This is a genomic window from Pseudonocardia sp. N23 (genome assembly GCF_002583555.1).
Taxonomy (GTDB): domain Bacteria; phylum Actinomycetota; class Actinomycetes; order Mycobacteriales; family Pseudonocardiaceae; genus Pseudonocardia.
On sequence record NZ_BEGX01000155.1, the window covers coordinates 12,750 to 30,566 of the forward strand.

General features: G+C 73.5%; 20 protein-coding genes. 11 read left to right on the top strand and 9 right to left on the bottom strand.

The window, feature by feature from the left end; genetic code table 11:
- Positions 1–22 precede the first annotated feature (22 nt).
- Positions 23–775 carry an alpha/beta hydrolase gene (locus TOK_RS30525; protein WP_098961450.1) on the bottom strand — a complete coding sequence of 251 codons (753 nt, stop codon included), beginning with the start codon at positions 773–775 and terminating at the stop codon, positions 23–25.
- 178 nt (positions 776–953) lie between these two features.
- Positions 954–1,112 (bottom strand): hypothetical protein, encoded by a 159-nt coding sequence (locus TOK_RS34630; RefSeq protein ID WP_253258759.1) that lies wholly within the window; start codon positions 1,110–1,112, stop codon positions 954–956.
- 367 nt (positions 1,113–1,479) lie between these two features.
- Between TOK_RS34630 and TOK_RS30535 the strand changes: the two genes are divergently transcribed.
- Complete coding sequence (locus tag TOK_RS30535; protein ID WP_098961451.1) at positions 1,480–1,830, top strand: MmcQ/YjbR family DNA-binding protein; 351 nt, start codon at positions 1,480–1,482, stop codon at positions 1,828–1,830.
- A 283-nt stretch (positions 1,831–2,113) separates the two neighbouring features.
- On the opposite strand, the gene TOK_RS30540 is transcribed toward TOK_RS30535, so the two are convergent.
- From TOK_RS30540 to TOK_RS30555, 4 genes are all read right to left on the bottom strand, one after another.
- Positions 2,114–2,722 (bottom strand): GNAT family N-acetyltransferase, encoded by a 609-nt coding sequence (locus tag TOK_RS30540; protein ID WP_172457880.1) that lies wholly within the window; start codon positions 2,720–2,722, stop codon positions 2,114–2,116.
- Positions 2,723–2,794: 72 nt separating this feature from the next.
- Positions 2,795–3,847, bottom strand: a complete 1,053-nt coding sequence (locus TOK_RS30545) for a helix-turn-helix domain-containing protein (RefSeq protein WP_098961453.1) — start codon at positions 3,845–3,847, stop codon at positions 2,795–2,797.
- Between the two features lie 40 nt (positions 3,848–3,887).
- A complete protein-coding gene (locus TOK_RS30550) occupies positions 3,888–4,847 on the bottom strand; it encodes an alpha/beta hydrolase (protein WP_172457881.1) in 960 nt (319 codons plus the stop codon).
- An 11-nt stretch (positions 4,848–4,858) separates the two neighbouring features.
- Complete coding sequence (locus TOK_RS30555) at positions 4,859–6,034, bottom strand: serine hydrolase (RefSeq protein ID WP_098961454.1); 1,176 nt, start codon at positions 6,032–6,034, stop codon at positions 4,859–4,861.
- 196 nt (positions 6,035–6,230) lie between these two features.
- On the opposite strand from TOK_RS30555, the gene TOK_RS30560 reads away from it, so the two are divergent.
- A complete protein-coding gene (locus tag TOK_RS30560; protein WP_216362163.1) occupies positions 6,231–6,725 on the top strand; it encodes a GNAT family N-acetyltransferase in 495 nt (164 codons plus the stop codon).
- 75 nt (positions 6,726–6,800) lie between these two features.
- Here the strand turns inward: TOK_RS30560 and TOK_RS30565 are convergent, their stop codons facing one another.
- The gene (locus TOK_RS30565) at positions 6,801–7,811 is read right to left on the bottom strand and encodes an NAD(P)-dependent alcohol dehydrogenase (RefSeq protein WP_253258760.1); all 1,011 of its coding nucleotides are present in this window, start codon (positions 7,809–7,811) and stop codon (positions 6,801–6,803) included.
- Between the two features lie 87 nt (positions 7,812–7,898).
- Between TOK_RS30565 and TOK_RS30570 the strand changes: the two genes are divergently transcribed.
- The 6 genes from TOK_RS30570 to TOK_RS30595 all read left to right on the top strand — a co-directional run bounded on the left by TOK_RS30570 (position 7,899) and on the right by TOK_RS30595 (position 12,912).
- The gene (locus TOK_RS30570; protein WP_098961456.1) at positions 7,899–8,549 is read left to right on the top strand and encodes a TetR/AcrR family transcriptional regulator C-terminal domain-containing protein; all 651 of its coding nucleotides are present in this window, start codon (positions 7,899–7,901) and stop codon (positions 8,547–8,549) included.
- A 217-nt stretch (positions 8,550–8,766) separates the two neighbouring features.
- Complete coding sequence (locus TOK_RS30575) at positions 8,767–9,396, top strand: TetR/AcrR family transcriptional regulator (protein ID WP_098961457.1); 630 nt, start codon at positions 8,767–8,769, stop codon at positions 9,394–9,396.
- Between the two features lie 53 nt (positions 9,397–9,449).
- Entirely contained in the window at positions 9,450–10,274 is an 825-nt protein-coding gene (locus tag TOK_RS30580; protein ID WP_098961458.1) for an SDR family oxidoreductase, read from the top strand.
- Between the two features lie 17 nt (positions 10,275–10,291).
- A complete protein-coding gene (locus TOK_RS30585; protein ID WP_216362170.1) occupies positions 10,292–11,515 on the top strand; it encodes an acyl-CoA dehydrogenase family protein in 1,224 nt (407 codons plus the stop codon).
- A 55-nt stretch (positions 11,516–11,570) separates the two neighbouring features.
- Complete coding sequence (locus tag TOK_RS30590; RefSeq protein WP_141566633.1) at positions 11,571–11,990, top strand: hypothetical protein; 420 nt, start codon at positions 11,571–11,573, stop codon at positions 11,988–11,990.
- A gap of 109 nt (positions 11,991–12,099) precedes the next feature.
- On the top strand, positions 12,100–12,912 hold the full coding sequence (locus TOK_RS30595) for a Bax inhibitor-1/YccA family protein (RefSeq protein WP_098961461.1): 813 nt from the start codon (positions 12,100–12,102) through the stop codon (positions 12,910–12,912).
- 154 nt (positions 12,913–13,066) lie between these two features.
- On the opposite strand, the gene TOK_RS30600 is transcribed toward TOK_RS30595, so the two are convergent.
- On the bottom strand, positions 13,067–14,296 hold the full coding sequence (locus TOK_RS30600) for an acetyl-CoA C-acetyltransferase (RefSeq protein WP_098961462.1): 1,230 nt from the start codon (positions 14,294–14,296) through the stop codon (positions 13,067–13,069).
- Positions 14,297–14,431: 135 nt separating this feature from the next.
- Between TOK_RS30600 and TOK_RS30605 the strand changes: the two genes are divergently transcribed.
- The 3 genes from TOK_RS30605 (at position 14,432) to TOK_RS30615 (ending at position 16,599) form a co-directional block, all read left to right on the top strand.
- Entirely contained in the window at positions 14,432–14,887 is a 456-nt protein-coding gene (locus TOK_RS30605) for a pyridoxamine 5'-phosphate oxidase family protein (protein WP_098961463.1), read from the top strand.
- An 88-nt stretch (positions 14,888–14,975) separates the two neighbouring features.
- Complete coding sequence (locus TOK_RS30610) at positions 14,976–15,335, top strand: YciI family protein (RefSeq protein WP_253258761.1); 360 nt, start codon at positions 14,976–14,978, stop codon at positions 15,333–15,335.
- Positions 15,336–15,339: 4 nt separating this feature from the next.
- Positions 15,340–16,599 carry an RNA polymerase sigma factor gene (locus TOK_RS30615; protein WP_098961464.1) on the top strand — a complete coding sequence of 420 codons (1,260 nt, stop codon included), beginning with the start codon at positions 15,340–15,342 and terminating at the stop codon, positions 16,597–16,599.
- A gap of 87 nt (positions 16,600–16,686) precedes the next feature.
- Here the strand turns inward: TOK_RS30615 and shbA are convergent, their stop codons facing one another.
- Entirely contained in the window at positions 16,687–17,538 is an 852-nt protein-coding gene (gene shbA, locus TOK_RS30620) for an RNA polymerase sigma factor ShbA (RefSeq protein ID WP_253258762.1), read from the bottom strand.
- Positions 17,539–17,817 lie beyond the last annotated feature (279 nt).

Sequence of the window (17,817 nt, forward strand, 5' to 3'; positions counted from 1 at the left end):
CCGTGGCCGAAGCAGACCGTGGTCAGGCGGCCCGGTGCAGGTGCCGGGCCAGGAACCGGGTCGCGCTGTCGGCCTCGAACCGCGGCAGCTCCTTGTGCCGGCCGGCGTTGACGTGCAACGACTTCTCCGTCGACGCGAAGGCGTCGAACAGTGCGAGACCGGCCTCCCGGGGGATGTGCTCGTCGTCCCACTGCAGGTCGAACTCGATCGGCACGGTGATCCGCCGGGCAAAGTGGGCGACCGTCTCCGGCCAGAACTGTCCGAGGACGGCCGCGGTGATCCGCGGCTCGGTCGCCACCAGCGGGATGCCGATGGCGGTGCCCATGTTCAGACCGGAATAGCCGACGGGTCCGTCGGCGCCGATCCCGGGCAGCTGCTGCAGCGCGTCGAGGACGGCCCGCCACTCGGGAACGGCGCGGGCGGCGATGTCGGCGTTGTAGGGGCCGACGAGCGGCCCGACGGGCTCACCCGCCGCCATCGCCGCCTGCATGGCGGCGACCTCGCGGTCGTCGGTCGCGGTGCGCGGGCGGTCACCGTGGCCGGGGGCGTCGAGGGTGACGACGGTGAACCCGCCGACCTTCACGAGCAGGTCCGCGCGCCCCGACATCGCGGGTGCGCGCTTGTGGGTGCCGCCGCCGTGGCCCAGCAGGACCAGCGGGGCGCGGCCGGGGCCGTCGGGCCCGGACCAGAGGACGCCCGGGATGTCGCCCAGGACGAAGTCGCGGGAGAGGACGCCGTCCGACGTCGTGTCCGCGGTGAACTCGAGAGTGTGCATGGCGGTGCCTTTCGGGAAGCCGTGTCGGCGCTCCCGGCGACGCCCTGCGTCAACCGCCCCGTGACGACGAGGGGGAGCACCCGGTTCGGTACTGGTTCACGGGTCTCACCCCCTCGGGACGGGTCACGGACGGCGGCACCGTATCCGGGTGCGCATCGTCGCCGCCACGGCATTTCCGTCAGGCCGTACGTTCCGCGCCGAGCTCGACCTGGGACCGGATCCTGGCGGTGTCGCTTCGAGGCGTCGTCAGGCGGGGGACGACGCGGTAGTGCGTCGTGAGCCGGTGGCCGTCGACGACGTGGAACGCCAGCGCGGGCACCACGTCGGGGTCGAGCACCGGACCGCCCTCCCAGGGCAGCCGCAGGCCCGAGACGACCCCCGGCGCGACGAGTGGTTGCCGGGCAGCACCAGCAGCGGCGCGCGGCCGGCGAACAGGTCGCGGAACTCGTGGTACTCGGTGTCGGTGCCGTGGTCGGTGCCGTGGTCGGTGCCGTGGTCGGTGAGGTCGCCGGTGACCAGCAGCCCGTCGACCAGGCCGGGGAGCCGGTCCAGCTAGGACAGGACGCGGGCGGCGCGGTCGTGGGCGCGGTCGCCGCCGTCGAGGTGCAGGTCGCTCAGGTGGACGAGGACGGTCACCGATCCAGTGCAGCGCACCGCGCCGACGCGGGGTCCGGAATGTCGGGCCTGCCAGGAATACTGAGGGGGTGAGCGACGAGCACGACGTCCGCCGGCTGGCGCTGTCGCTCGAGGGCGTCCAGGAGAACCCGAGCGACGGGTTCGACTTCCGTGTCGACGGCAAGGGCTTCGTCTGGTCCTATCCGGAGCGGGAGCCGGGGAAGCGGCGGGTGATCCGCACCGACATCGCCGTGCTCTACGTCGGCGACGAGGCCGAGAAGCAGGCCCTCCTGCTCGGCGAGCCCGAGCTGTTCTTCAGTACACCGGGCTACGACGGGTTCCCGCTGGTCATGGTGCGTCTCGACCTGGTCGACGAGGCCCGCCTGGCCGAGCTCGTCGTCGACGCCTGGGACATGCGCCGCGACCCCGCCGCGCGCTGACCGGCTGGCCGCACCCCGGGGGTCCGCTCGATCCACATCCTGGCGGCAGACCGGCACAGTTCTTCTCAGTGGAGCAACGACACAAACCGAGAAGGAGCCCCCTGGCACGACAGACCACGATGCGCGTTCGGGCATGGGCCGCCCGGACGCGCATCGTCGTGTCCGGAGGCCCATGCGTACCCGGAGTTGACGTGGCAGGGCCTGTTCCGTGCGTGGCGCGACGGATCCGTCGCTGTCGGCACCGGATCAGGCTCTCGGCGGGTCAGGATCGCCGAGGTCCGGCTCACTGAACCGGAGCGGGTGAGGGCGCGCCGGCGGTCGACGCGGGAGGCGTTGCGCACCGTGCCTCCGGGTCGGACGGCAGCCGCGAGTACATGACCATGTCGCGACGCTCCGCGCCGATCGTCTCCCAGGCCCGCAGCAGGCCCTCCCACCGGAACCCGGCGCCGGTCGCGACCCGCTGCGACGCGACGTTGTGCGGCTCGACGTACAGCTCCAGCCGCTCGACGCCGGCGACCTCGAACGCCCACGGCACCAGCCTGCGCAGCGCCCGCCCCGCGAGACCCCGGCCGCGGTGCGCGGCCGGCACCCAGTAGCCCACGCGCGCCCGCCCGGCCCCGACACCGCTGAACCAGAGCCCGACCTGGCCCAGCGGCTCGTCGGTCACCGCGTCGGCGATGGCGAAGGGGAACCCGGCGCGGTCGGCGACCCGCGCCTGCTGCATCCGGATCCAGGTACGGGCCCGGTACTCGTCGGCGCACTGTGGGACCGTCGTGACCCGGGTGATCGCCCCGTCGCGCGCGGCCTCCAGGACCAGCGGGAGGTCGTCACCGCGGAACGCACGCAGGACACAGCCGTCGGCGTCGAGCCGCGGCACGTCCCGGAGATCCACAATCGGACATTCTATGACCAACCAGACGACTGTTTCGACGACCGTTCGGCCCCTGACCGGCGCAGACGCCGATCAGGGCCGCGACCGGCCCGGCGCCGGCAGGTCGAGCACCCGGGAGGTCCGCAACCGCCACGCCAGATACGCGATACCCAGCCGGGTGCGGCTGATGCCGTCGTCGAACGGGTCGAATCCGAGGGTGTCGCCGATGCCGTCGAGGCGCTGCTGCAGCGTGCTGTGGTGCACCCCCGCGAGCCGCGCGGCCTGGCGGACCGACCCCGCCCGGACGAGGGCGTCGACCGTCGGCGGACCCCACGGCGCGACCATGACCTCGGCGAGGGCGTCGACGTCGGGCTGGTCGGCGTCGGGCGGGAGGTCGGCGAGCAGCCCGATCAGCCCGCCGTAGTGGTCGGCGTCGACCGCCGGCGTCTCCGGCGGCGCACACAACCGCAACGCGACCACCGCGGTCCGGAACGAGCGGGGCAGGTGCTCGACGGTCGTGGCGACCCCCACCCCGATCGGGCCTGCCGCGATCGGCGGATGGTCGTGCGGGACGACGAGTGCGTGGATCGGCCCGTACGGGGTGGGCACCACGTCCTCGGCCGCCGTCGGATGCTCGTCCCACACGGCGAACAGCGGCGCCGCGACGACCCGGTGCCGGGTGCCCGGGGCCAGCCCGAGGCGGGTCGCGGCCGTGCGGCGGTCCTCCACCGGCACGGCCCGGTCGAGGACGAGCCCGAGCGCGCGACGGCTGTCGAGGTCGCGACGTCCGCGCCCGTGGCGGATGCGCATCGACAGCGCCAGCCGTTCGAGGATGATCGCGTCGTTGGCGTGGGCCGGCCCGGACCGCTCGATCCAGACGGTCAGCCCGTCGGCCGTGGCCGACGACCCGGCCGGCGGCGCCACGGGCGGCTCGTCGACGAGCTCGCCCCGCGGGGTCACCCGCATCGTCCGCGACGGCAGGTCCTGGCAGTAGCCGGCGTTGCAGCCCGCGAGCGACGCGGCCGCGCTGAGCAGCGCGCGGGAGTTCACGTTGCCGACGACCAGCTCGTCGAAGCACGCGATCACGCGCAGCCCGAGACTCGCCCCCGGGTCGAGGGCGGAGAGCCTGCCGAGCAGCTCCTGCACGGCGTCATCCTAGTGGTCCGGGTCACGTCTCTCCGGCGGATCAATCGGCGAGAACCTTCTCCACCCAGGCGTCGCGGGCCCGGACCATGCCGCGGGCCAGGCCCGTGTGCGGGGCGAAGATGTCGAACGCGTGGAACCCGCCCGACCAGACGTGCAGCTCGGCGTCGCCACCCGCCGCCCAGATGCGGCCCGCGTAGGCGATGGCCTCGTCGCGGAAGATCTCGGCGGCGCCGACGTCGATGAACGCGGGCGGCAGCCCGCCCAGGTCGAGCGCACGGGCCGGCGCCGCGTAGGGGGAGACGTCCGGGCCGCCGCGGGTGTCGCCGAGCAGCGCCGTCCAGCCGGTCTCGTTGCTCACCCGGTCCCAGACGCCGACCCCGTCGAACTGGCCCGTCGACGCCGTGACGCCGCGGTCGTCGAGCATCGGGTAGTCGAGCACCTGCCCGCACAGGGCGGGCCCGCCGCGGTCGCGCGCCGCCAGCGCCATCCCTGCGGCGAGCCCGCCACCCGAGCTGGCCCCGGCGACGAGGAGCCGGTCGCGGCGCACCCCGAGCCGTTGCGCGTTCGCCGCGACCCACTCCAGCGCGGCGTAGCAGTCCTCCCGCGGGTACGGGTCGGGGTGCTCGGGCGCCAGCCGGTACTCGACCGTCACCAGCACCGCGCCGAGGGTCTCCACCCAGGCCAGTACGAGATCGGCCCCGCTGAACCGGTCGCCGAACATCAGCCCGCCCGAGTGCACGAACAGCACACCCGGCCGGGCGTCGGACAGCCCGGCCGGGCGCAGCACCGACACCGCGACCGCGTCGCCGCCGTGCCCCGCGATGGTGTGGTCGGACCGCTCGATCGCCTTGGCGCGCAGCGTCTCCTCGATAGGTGGCGATGCGTAGGACCGGCGCATGAACCCGATCAGGTCGGGCGTGATCGTCGGCGGGAAGACGCCGCCGACGACGGCCAGCCCGGCTTTGAGCTCCGGGTCGAACCCGGGCCGGGTGACCGACACCTGCGCTCCCCTCAGAGCGCCGCGTACAGCGCCTGCTCGAAGTCCACGTACATCTTCCACGCCTCGTCCTCGACGATGAACGGCAGCGAGTTCGTGTAGATCGACGCGCAGATGCCCGTCGTCCGGTCGACGAAGAAGTGCGTGTTGAACAGCCCCGCCCACGCGCCCGTCCCCGCCCGCCGTCCGCCGGGGAGGTCGTTCGTGTTGAGCAGCAGGCCGTAACCCCACTTCCAGCCCGGCCCGACGCGCAGGGTGTCGGTGATCGGCGGGTCGGCCGTCGCGATCTCGGCGGGGAAGTCGAGGTCACCGATCTGGTTGGTGAACGCTGCGTCGACGGTGTCCTCGCGCAGGATGCGCTCGCCGTCGAGCTCACCACCGCGCAGCAGGGCCCGCTCGAAACGGACGTAGTCGCGCGGCGTCGAGTACAGGCCGTGGCCGCCCGCCCAGTACTCGGGCTCCTGGTTGAGGATCTCCCCGGCCGAGGTCCAGTTGCCGTTCTCGTCCTTCACGTGCAGCGCGACGCAGTTGCCGTACCGCTGCGGGTCCAGCCGGAACATGGTGTCGTCCATGCCCAGCGGGCCGGTGATGCCCTCCTTGACGACGACGTCGAGCGTCTGCCCTGCCACCGCCTCCACGACCCGGCCCAGCCAGTCGGTGTTGATGCCGTACTCGAACCTCGACCCGGGCTCGGCCACCAACGGCGCCGTCAACGCCTCCGCCGACCCCGGCACCACGTTCGGGACGCCCGTGACCTTCTCGTACTCCACCATGTCGGCGTTCCAGAACCAGTAGGTCAGTCCCGACGTGTGCGTCATCAGCTGGCGGACCGTCGCCCGCGTGGCCGGCTGCCGCAGCTTCGGGGTGTCTCCGTCGAACCCGACCAGCAGCTGCACGTCGGCGAACTCGGGGCGGTACTCCTCGACGGGGGCGTCCAGGTCGAGCGCGCCGCGTTCGACCTGCTGCAGCGCCGCGGCCGTCGCCACCATCTTCGTCATCGACATGATCCGGAACTGCGTCGAGGTGTCGACGGGAGCCTCGTCTGCCCCGACGCTGCGCACCCCCGCGCCGCCCTCGTAGAAGACACCGTCACGGTCGGCGGCGATCGCCGCCACGTGCGGCACGTGCCCCGCCTCGACCGCCGCGCTCAGCACCCGGTCGATGCTGCTGCCGTCGATGGATTGACTCATCCTGACCTCCGTCGGTCCGTGACCTCGTCGTCGGACGGATCGTCGCCGAGCGGGGGGCCGTGCGGTACCGACGTTCGTGCGCGGCCTCGCGTCACCGACCCGCCAAGTGGCGGGCACCCCGCCCCGGGCGCGCACCGCCGACCGCTCGACGACTGTCGCGCCCCTCGCAGGCTGCCCACCAGGCAGGATGCCGCGCATGCAGATCGAGGTGCGGACCGCCCGCGCGGACGACGAGGTCGCCCTCGCCCGCATCGACCGGCTGACCTGGAGCTCCGGTGGATCGCCCGCGCCGCCGCCACCGCCGGGCGCCCCGTTCTTCGGTGACCGTGTCGGCCCGGGGGCGGTGCTCGTCGCCGAGGCCGACGGCGTCGTCGCCGGGTACGTCGCCGTCGGCAACTCGCTGCCCGTGCCCGCGCACCGCCATGTCCGCGAGATCCGTGGCCTCGCGGTCGACCCCGACCACGTGGGCCACGGGATCGGCCGTGCCCTCGTCACCGCCGCCGTCGACCGCGAGGCCCGCGCCGGGACGGTCAAGGTGACGCTGCGCGTGCTCGGCCCCAACGCCGCCGCGCGGCGCGTCTACGAGGCCTGCGGGTTCGAGGTCGAGGGGGTGTTGCGCGGCGAGTTCCGCATCGACGGCCACCTCGTCGACGACGTCCTCATGGCGACGTTCCCGGGTTCACGCCGGTAGCGCCGGCCCCGGTGTCCGCCTGCCCGCGGGGGTCAGGTCGGCGGGGCAGGTCGGCGGGGGCAGGTCGGCGGTGGGTCAGGCAGGTTCGGCGACCTTCACGACGACCTTGCCGCGGACCCGGCCCGCCGCGAGGTCGTCGATCGCCTCGGGCACGGACTCCAGCGGGTAGGTGCGATCGATGATCGGCGCCACCGTCCCCGCCTCGGCCATCCCCGCGAGGACCCGCAGACCGGCGGCCGTCTCCGAGGACACGAACATCGTCAGCCGCTGGGACACGAAGGGCGACAGGGCGATCGCCCGCAACTGCCGGTCCACGCCGCCGGCGACCTTGCCGCCGGTCTCACCACCGATGATCACCAGCGTGCCACGGGCTGTCAGCAACCGGCGCAGCGTCCGCAGGGTGCGGTTGCCGCCGATGTCGAGGATGACGTCGAAGCGGCCGGTGATCTCGTCGCGGGTGTGGTCGAGCACGTGCATGGCGCCCGCCGCCCGCGCGACGCCGGCCTTGCCCGGCCCGCACACCCCGGTCACGACGCCGCCGTCGGCCCGCGCGATCTGCGTCGCGAACACCCCGACCCCGCCGGATGCACCCAGGACCAGCACAGACTGCCCGGCGGCGACGCGCGCGTGGTCGCGCACCGCCTGCAGCGCGGTCAGCCCCGAGATCGGCAACGATGCGGCGGCCTCGAACGACAGCGAGCCCGGCATCGCCGCGAGCTTCGCCGGGGAGGCGAGGGCGAACTCCGCGTACGCGCCCCTGCCGACGCCGAACACCGCGTCGCCGGGAGCGAACTCCGACACGCCCGGGCCGACCTCCTCGACGGTCCCGGCCAGGTCGGCGCCCCGGACCGGCGTCCTCGGCGCGCGGACCCCGTACCCGGCGAGGCGGGCGGGCCAGGGCAGCCCGGTCGTGAGGTGCCAGACGCTGCGGTCGACCCCCGCCGCGTGCACCCGGACCAGTACCTCCCCGGGGCCCGGCGCCGGCCGGGGGACCCGGGCCGGGCGCATGACCACGCCCGCCTCGCCGTAGCGCTCCTGGACGACCGCGCGCATCGTCGTCGCGACCCCTGTCCCCATGTCCTGCATGACCGCCCCCTCGACACTTACGTCGTAAGTTTCTGCGACCGGTTCTACACTTACGGCGTAAGTACGTCAACGAACCGGGGGACGCTGATGGGCGACCACGGGCGCCGTGCCGGGCTGACGCGCGACAAGGTCGTCGCGGAGGCCGTCGCCGTCGCCGACGTCGAGGGCATCGCCGCGCTGAGCATGCGTCGGCTCGGCAGGGCCGTCGGCGTCGAGGCGATGTCGCTCTACAACCACGTCTCCGGCAAGGACGACCTGCTCGACGGCATGATCGACGCCGTCTTCGCCGAGATCGACATGCCCGAGGGCGCCGACTGGCGCGAGGCGATGAGCAGGCGCGCCCACTCCGCCCGCGAGGTCCTGGGCCGGCACCGCTGGGCCGTCGGGCTGATGGAGTCGCGCACCACCCCCGGTGCCGCGACCCTGCGCCACCACGACGCCGTCCTCGGTGCCCTGCGTGCAGGCGGCTTCCCCGTCGCGCTCGCCGCCCACGCCTTCTCCGCGATCGACAGCTACCTCTACGGCTTCGTGCTGCAGGAGACGAGCCTGCCGTTCGACGACGGCGAGCAGGCCGCCGAGCTCACGCAGCAGATGCTGGGCGACCGCGCCGCGCAGTACCCGCACCTCGCGGAGCTCACCGTCGAGCACGTGCGGCAGGAGGGCTACGCGTTCGGCTCGGAGTTCACCTACGGCCTCGACCTGATCCTCGACGCCCTCGCCCGCCGCCTCGCGGGGTAGCTCCCTCGATCGGGCGCAACCCGACGGTCGGGTCCCGGCGCCCGGACGGCACCGAGGTCGCGTCCGGTCGGTCGCGCGCAACCTCACGGTCGGGGATCGGCGCCGGGACGGCAGTGAGGTTGCGCGGGTCGGACGGCGGCGCGGTGTCCCCGCCTCCTGCCGGGGTCGGGAACCGGTGCACCCGGACATGAATCCGAATTCAGGATAGGATTCCCGGATGGTCGGTGGACGGGAGGCGCGCGAGCTGCCGCGCACGGCGCGGGGGCTGCGCACCCGGGCGGCGCTGGTCGCCGCCGCGCGACGGGTGTTCGAGCGGCAGGGCTACCTCGACGCCAAGCTCACCGACATCACGCGTGAGGCGCAGTGCGCGGTCGGGTCGTTCTACACGTACTTCACCAACAAGGAGGAGATCTTCGCCGCGGTCCTCGAGGAGGCCAAGGAGGAGATGCTCCACCCGAACGTCCGGGAGATGACCGGTACCGACGACCCGGTGGCCGTGATCGAAGCCGCCAACCGCGCCTACCTGCAGGCATATGCGCGCAACGCCAAGCTCATGCGCCTGCTCGACCAGGTCGCCGACATCGACGACGACGTCCGCGCGCTGCGGCGCCGGCGCAGCGAGGCGTTCACCACGCGCAACGCGCGCGCGATCCGCGACCTTCAGGTGCGTGGCGTCGCCGACCCGGAGCTCGACCCGCTGCTGGCCGCGACGGCGCTGTCGTCGATGGTCAGCCGGATGGCGCAGCTGACGTTCGTGCAGGGCGAGCCGTGGCAGCTCGACGAGCTCGTCGTGACACTGACGCGGCTGTGGGTCAACGCGCTGCGCATCACGCCGCAGCGGCATTGAACATGAATCGTGTTTCATCTTAGGCTGACCGGGTCGACGACGAGGAGGTCGCTGTGCGGGTCGCGGGGAAGGTCGCCGTCGTCACCGGCGGGGGAGGCGGCATCGGGGCCGCGCTGGCCGCCGCGCTCGCCGGGGCGGGGGCACGCGTCGTCGTCTCCGACATCGACGGGGCCGCCGCCGAGCGGGTCGCCGCCGCCGCCGACGCGGCCGCGGGCACACACGTCGCCGTCGGCGCCGCCGCGGACGCCGCCGACCCCGACGCGATCGCCGGGCTGATCGCGCTCGCCGAGCGGGAGTTCGGGCCCGTCGACCTCTACTGCGCCAACGCGGGCATCGGGCCCAGGGGCGGCCTCGACGCCGACGAGGCCGAATGGGACCGCGCGATCGACGTCAACGTCCGCGCCCACGTCCGCGCCGCGAAGCAGCTCGTCCCCGGCTGGGTGGAGCGCGGGGAGGGCTACTTCGTCTCGACGGCGTCGGCCGCCGGGCTGCTCACCCAGATCGGGTCCGCGGCCTACGCGGTGACCAAGCACGCCGTCGTCGGCTTCGCCGAGTGGCTCGCCATCACCTACGGCGACCGCGGGGTCCGGGTCAGCTGCCTGTGCCCGATGGGCGTCGACACCGACATGCTGCGCGCCGCCACCGGCTCCGCCGACCCGATGGGCGCGGCCGCGGGCCGGTCCGTCGTCGAGGCGGGGTCGGTGCTGCAGCCCGCCGAGGTTGCCGAGGTCGTCCTCGCCGCGATCGACGACGAGCGCTTCCTCGTGCTGCCCCATCCCGAGGTACTGGAGATGTACCGCCGCAAGGGATCCGACTACGACCGGTGGCTGCGCGGCATGCGTCGCTACCAGGCGTCGTTGCTCGGGCCCGGAACCTGAGGAGTACACGCGTGTCGATGTTCGAGATCTCCGACCGTGCCAAGGCGATCGAGGGCGAACTGCGGGAGTTCATGGACTCCCACGTCTACCCCGCCGAGGCCGTCTACGAGCAGCAGATGCTCGACGCCGGCGACCCGCACCACCACCCGCAGATCCTCGAGGACCTCAAGGACCTGGCGAAGCAGCGCGGGCTGTGGAACCTCTTCCACCCGCACCCCGACTGGGGTCCCGGTCTGACCAACCTCGAGTACGCGCCGCTGTGCGAGATCATGGGCCGCAGCGCGTTCATCGCGCCGGAGGTCTTCAACTGCAGCGCCCCGGACACCGGCAACATGGAGGTGTTCACGCTCTTCGGCAGCGAGGAGCACAAGGAGCGGTGGCTGCGCCCGCTGCTCGACGGCACGATCCGCTCGGCCTTCGCGATGACCGAGCCCGCCGTCGCCAGCTCGGACGCGACGAACGTCCAGCTGAGCATGGTCCGCGACGGCGACGAGTACGTCCTCAACGGGCGCAAGTGGTTCGCCTCCAACGCCCTGCACCGCAACTGCAAGGTGCTCATCGTCATGGGCAAGACCGATCCCGACGCGTTGTCGCACCGTCAGCAGTCGATGATGGTCGTCCCGATCGACGCGCCCGGCGTCGAGATCGTCCGCAACCTGACGGTCTTCGGCTACGCCGACCGTGAGGGACACGCCGAGATCACGTTCACCGACGTCCGGGTGCCGGAGCGTGACGTCCTCAAGGGCGAGGGCGAGGGCTTCGCCATCGCGCAGGCCCGCCTCGGCCCCGGTCGCATCCACCACTGCATGCGCACCATCGGCGTCGCGGAGCGGGCGCTGGAGCTCATGTGCCGCCGTGCCGACGAGCGCGTCACCTGGGGGCAGCCGGTGTCCGAGCGCGCCAACATCCAGGACTGGATCGCCGAGGCCCGCATCGACATCGAGATGATCCGGCTGCTGACGTTCAAGGCGGCGCACCTGATGGACACCGTCGGCAACAAGGCGGCCCGGACCGAGATCGCCGCGATCAAGGTCGCCGCCCCGACGATCGCGCTGACGATCCTCGACCGCGCCATCCAGGTTCACGGCGCGGGCGGCGTCACCGGCGACTTCCCGCTGGCCGCCGCGTACGCCCACGTCCGCACGCTGCGTCTCGCCGACGGCCCGGACGAGGTGCACAAGCGGGCCATCGCCCGGCAGGAGCTGCGCCGCCACCGCGACACGGCTGCGGCCAACGGCTGAGAAGCGCCGGTCGGAGGGGGTTTCCGGCGGCGCCGGGAACGGTAGTCTCGGCGGCGTGGCGGGTACCAGTCCGCTGTGGGTGGGACTGACGGTATACGCGCTGGTCACGCTCGCGCCGACGCTGATCTTCTGGGCGGCCCTGCGGGTGCCGGCCGCCCTCGCCGCGCGCAGCCGCAGGCTCTCCCCGCCGCCGAGTCGTCCGCCCATCGAGGCGCTGGTCGCCGACCTGCGGCGGCTGCGGCGCAACCTGCGCTCCGGGGCCGCCCGCAGCCGGGTGCGCCGGGTCGCGCTGCAGTCGGCCTACGACGACGTGCTGCTCGAGGTGTGTGCGGCCGTCGGCGTCGACACCACGCGGCTGGCCGCGACACCGGAACAGGGATCGGAGCGCGCCTTCGTCCGGCTCCTCACCGAGGCCGACCTGGAGTCCGCGGGCATCGTGCTCGATCCGGCGGACGGAGGCCGCGCGGCGGCGTGAGGGACGTCGCCCGACGTCGGTAAAGTGAGCTTTACGAACCGGGAACCGATCACGGTGACCGTGCGTTGAACTGCACGTAAGGCCCGACCCGTTCTGTAGGAGGACCAGGGTGCGCACCACCAGCAACCCGGCGTTCCGCAACCTGCCCCAGCAGGGCGGATACGCCAACTTCGACCGCAACGCGGGCGCCATGGGCGCCGGCGCTGCAGCGGCCGACGCACGCGCCTCGCAGGGCGGCTTCGGACCCGCGGCCGCCGGCGAGCGCCGGCTGACCATCGACGACGTCGTCATCAAGACGGCGATCACGGGCGGCGTCGCCCTCGCCGCCGGCATCGCGACGGCCCTGTCCCAGCAGTTCTGGCTGACGCTGCCCGCGTTCATCGTCGGTTTCGTCGTCTCGCTGATCGTGATCTTCAAGCAGAGCAGCAACCCGGCGCTCGTGCTGATCTACTCGGCCTCGATGGGTGTCGCACTGGGCGGCATCACCGGCGCGCTCGAGCTGGCCGGGACGCAGTTCCAGGGCATCGGCCTGCAGGCCGTCGTCGGTACCGCCGGTGTGTTCGTCGGGATGCTGGTCGTCTACAAGACCGGTGCGGTCCGCGTGACACCGCGGTTCACCAAATGGCTCATGGGCGCGCTCATCGGCGTCGTCGGCCTGATGCTGCTGAACCTGGTCGTCGGCCTGTTCAACGGCACCGGTTTCGGACTGCGCGAACCCACGTCGCCGCTGGCCTGGGTGTTCAGCATCGTCTGCATCGGTATCGCGGCCTTCAGCCTGCTCATGGACTTCGACCAGGCCGACCGCGCGGTCCGCGGCGGCGCCCCGGCGAAGTTCGCCTGGTACATCGCCTTCGGCCTGATGACGACGCTCGTGTGGCTCTACATCGAGATCCTGCGGCTGCTGTCGTACTTCCGGAACTGACCGGAGCAACAGCACCGGTCACGGCCCCGACCCGAGGCCGGCCGGGAGAATCCCCCCTTTCCGGCCGACGGCGCCGCGGACCCGCTCACCCGAGCAGGTCCGCGGCGCTCGCCGTTCCCGGGTCTTCCCCGGAGGTCAGCGGCCACTCAGAGGGTCAGCTGAGGCGCTCGAACAGGATCGCCATGCCCTGCCCGCCGCCGACGCACATCGTCTCCAGGCCGATGGTCCTGTCGCGGGAACGCAGACCGTTGAGCAGCGTGTTCGTGATGCGCGCACCGGTCATGCCGAACGGGTGGCCGACCGCGATGGCGCCGCCGTGCACGTTGAGCTTGTCGTTGTCGAGCGGGTCGATGCCGAGGTGGCGGGCCGAGGGGATGACCTGCGCGGCGAAGGCCTCGTTGATCTCGACGAGGTCGACGTCGTCGATCGTCATGCCCGCGCGGGCGAGCGCCTGCCGGCTGGCCTCGATCGGGCCCAGCCCCATGATCTCAGGGGACAGGCCGGTGACGCCGGTGGCGAGCACCCGGGCGAGCGGCGTGATGCCCAGGTCGCGGGCGCGGGTGTCGGACATGACGACCAGGGCGGCTGCGCCGTCGTTGAGCGGGCAGCAGTTGCCGGCGGTGACGCGGCCGTCGGGCCGGAAGACGGGCTTGAGACCGGCGACGCCCTCGTAGGTGACACCGGCGCGGGGGCCGTCGTCGGTGGACACGACGGTGCCGTCGGGCAGCGTGACCGGGGTGATCTCCCGGGCGTAGAAGCCGTCGGCGATGGCCGCCTCGGCGAGGTTCTGCGAGCGGACGCCGAAGCGGTCCATGTCCTCGCGGCTCACGTTCTCGAGCCGGGCGACGTTCTCGGCGGTCTGGCCCATCGCGATGTAGACGTCGGGCAGCAGGCCGTCGGCGCGCGGGTCGGTCCAGGTGTCGGCGCCGGTGGCCGCAACCTCGGCCGTACGGGCCTGGGCCTGGGCGAACAGCGGGTTCTCGGTGTCGGGCAGGCCGTCGGAGCTGCCCTTGGTGAACCGGGAGACGGTCTCGACGCCCGCGGAGACGAACACGTCGCCCTCACCCGCGCGGATGGCGTGCAGGGCCATCCGGGTCGTCTGCACCGACGACGAACAGTAGCGGGTGACGGTGGTGCCCGGGACGGTGTCGAGGCCGAGCTCGACGGCCACCGCGCGCGCCATGTTGAAGCCCTGCTCGCCGCCGGGGAGGCCGCAGCCGAGCATGAGGTCGTCGATCGTCGTGGGGTCGAGCTGCGGGACCTGCGCGAGCGCGGCGGTGATGATCTGTGTGGTGAGGTCGTCGGGGCGGATCGAGGCCAGCGAGCCCTTGTGGGCGCGGCCGATCGGGGACCGGGCGGCGGCAACGATGACGGCGTCGGGCATGGTGCTCCTTCTGGTCGTCCGAGCTGTGACGTCGGACATGAACGAACGGTCGGACGGCTGCGTCGACCTTACGTCTCGGAATCGGTTCGGTGATCCCTGACGGGGACTGTCAGTGATGAACGAGACGATCCACCCATGACCTCGTGGAACGACATCGAGCAGGCCGAGCCGGAGTTCGCCACCCGCGCGCGCGGCATCCTCGCCGCGCGCAAGCACCTCACCCTGGCCACCCTGCGGGCCGACGGGTCGCCGCGGATCAGCGGCATCGAGATCACCTTCACCGACGACGACCTGACCTTCGGCTCGATGCCGCACGCCCGCAAGGGCGCCGACCTGCTCCGCGACCCCAGGTTCGCCCTGCACAGCGCGACCGTCGACCCCCCGGAGGACGCGCCCGCGACCTGGCCGGGGGAGGTCAAGGTGGCGGGGCGGGCCCGCTGCACCGGCGGCCTGGAGGGCCCGGTCGAGGGACTGGCGTTCGTCGCCGACCTCGACGAGGTCGTGCACACCCACCTCAACGAGGCGGGCGACCGGCTGGTGATCGAGTTCTGGCACCCCGGGAAGGGGCTGCGCCGCGTCGAACGGGAATGACCGGCCCGTCCTGTCGATTCCGGGCCGGCCCGATCGTCGTCATGATGTGCGGCACCCCGCCGCGGCACGGACGAACCGGAGGCATCCCGTGAAGTACATGCTGCTCATCTACGTGACCGAGCCCGCCACGGCCCCCGACCCGGCGGCGATGGCGCCGATGATGGAGGCGTACGAGAACTTCAACAAGGCGGTCGCCGAGGCCGGCGTCTGGATCTCGGGCGACGCGTTGCAGGGCCGCGCCACCGCCACCACGGTCCGCGTCGACGACGACGGCGCCCGCCTGGTCACCGACGGCCCGTTCGCCGAGACCCGCGAGATCCTGGGCGGCTACTACGTCCTCGACGTGCCCGACCTCGACTCGGCGCTCGACTGGGCGGCCCGCTGCCCCGGCTCGCAGAACGGCGGGACCATCGAGGTCCGGCCGCTCCACGAGTTCCCTGCGGGCTGAGGACGTGCCCGACGACGTCGCGGGGGTGGAGGCCGTGTTCCGCGAGGAGCACGGCCGCCTCCTCGCGACGCTCGTCCGGGGGTTCGGCGACCTCGACCTCGCCGAGGAGGTCGCGGCCGACGCCATCGAGGCCGCCCTCGTGCACTGGCCCTGTGACGGCGTCCCCCGCAGGCCCGGTGCCTGGCTCGTGACGACGGCGCGGCGCAAGGCCGTCGACAGGCTGCGGCGGGACCAGGCCTACGCGGCCCGCCTCGCGCTGCTGTGCGCCGACGCCGAACGTGCCGACCCCGCGCCCGCGACCGCCCTCGACGACGAGGACGTCCCGGACGAACGCCTGCGGCTGTTCTTCGCCTGCTGCCACCCGGCGCTCCCGATGGAGGCCAGGACCGCGCTGACGCTGCGTTGCCTCGGTGGCATGGACACCCCGGAGGTCGCGCGGCTGTTCCTGGTGCCGACCGCGACGATGGCCCAACGCATCGTCCGGGCCAAACGCAAGATCCGCGACGTCCGCATACCCTTCCGCGTCCCCGCCGCCGACGAGCTGGCGGACCGGCTGCCCGGCGTGCTGCGGGTGCTCTACCTGGTGTTCACCGAGGGCTACGCCGCCGGGTCGGGCCCCGGGCTGCAACGGCTCGACCTCGTCGACGAGGCGGTGCGGCTCACCCGCATCCTCCTGCGTCTGCTCCCCGAACAACGCGAGGTCGCCGGCCTGCTCGCGCTCATGCTGCTCGTCGACGCCCGGCGCGCTGCGCGGGTCGACGACGGCGGCCGGCTGGTGCTGCTCGCCGACCAGGACCGCGCCCGGTGGGACCGCGACCGCATCGAGGAGGGCCGGGCGCTGGTCGTGCGTGCCCTGACCGGCGGCGACCCCGGCCCGTACGGGGTGCAGGCGGCCATCGCGGCGCTGCACGTCGAGGCCGCGGACGTCGAGACCACCGACTGGCCGCAGATCGTCGCGCTCTACGACGTGCTGGGGCGGATCGCGCCGTCGCCGTCGGTGGCGCTCAACCGGGCGGTGGCAGTCGCCATGCGCGACGGTCCCGCCGCGGGGCTCACGCTGCTCGACGACCTGCGCGACGAGCCGCGGCTGCAGGGCGCGCACCTGCTGCCGGCGGCGCGGGCGGACCTGCTGCGCCGGCTCGGCAGGGCGGAGGAGGCGGCTGCGGAGTACCGGGCGGCGCTGGAGCTCGTCGGCAACGACGCGGAGCGCGACTACCTGCGCGGCAGGCTCGACGAGGTGACGGGGGCGGGCCGGACCCCCTGAGCGCCTGAACCGAGCGCAGGACCTGCGCTCGGCGTGAGGGTGGGGCGCCGGGGTCGGGAGGGTGTGCGGGGTCGGGCGGGTCGCGGGTCAGAAGTCGCCGCGGGTGATCCACTCGCGCAGCTTCTGCAGCGCGCGGTGCTGGGCGACGCGGACGGCGCCTGGGGTCATGCCGACCAGCGCCGCCGTCTCCTCGGCCGAGTAGTTCAGCGCGAGCCGGTGGACGAGGATCGTGCGGGCGGACCCGGGGAGGCGGGCGAGCAGCGCCCCGACCCGGCGGGCGGCGTCGTCACGCAGCGCCTCGGCCTCCGGGCCGCCCGCGAGGTCGACGCCCTCGGGGAGCTCGTCGGTGCTCACGGACCGGTCGCGGGCCGCGGCCCGGAACGCGTCGGCGATCTTGTTGCCGGCGATGCCGTAGACGAACGCCATGAAGACGCTGCGGGACCGGTCGAACCCGGGCAGCGCCTTGCAGACGGCGACCATGACCTCCTGGGCGACGTCCTCGGGCCCGGCGAGACCGATCCGGTTGCTGCCGAGGTGCGCGCGGCAGTAGCGGAAGACCAGCGGGTCGACGAGGCGCAGCAGCTCGTGCAGCGCGTTGCGCTCCCCGGCGGCGGCGCGGTGGGCGAGGTCGTCGATGCGGGCGTCGTCGCGGGGGCCGGCGGCGCGCCGGCCCGGCGCTGCGGGCCGGGCCCCGGCGGCGACGGGGTCGGTTCCGGGGCTCTTCGGGGCGTCGGTGTCCGGGGCGTCGTGCGCCCGGTCGGTGGCCCCGAGCGGGCCGTCGAGGAGACCGCCCGCGAGCAGTCCCGCAGAGAGCGCGTCGGCCGGGACGTCGGGCTCGGCGGGTGTGGCCCCGTCGTGCGGGGGACCGTCCTGCCCGCGGACCGGGCCGGTCCGGCGGCCTCGCCGCGGGCCCGTCCCCGGTGCTCCGGCGGGGCTCACACGAGGACCGTACGGACGCGCGTCCGTGCCCGGGGAGCGTGCGCCGCCTCGTGGTGGCCCGGCGTGCTCGGGGGAGTCCTCGTCGTTCGTGCCGCCGATCGGGTACACCGGCGGGCCACCTGCCCTTCGTCGTTCTGTGGCACGCGGGGAGCGCCGCCCAGGTCCTGTGCCCGAGGTCCCGCGGCGCCCGGCGGTGGACGGGCGTCGCGGGGTCGCGGACCGTCCGGCGCCGGCCATGGCGTTCGAACGGTCACGTCAGCGGTGTTCCCCCTCGGCGTG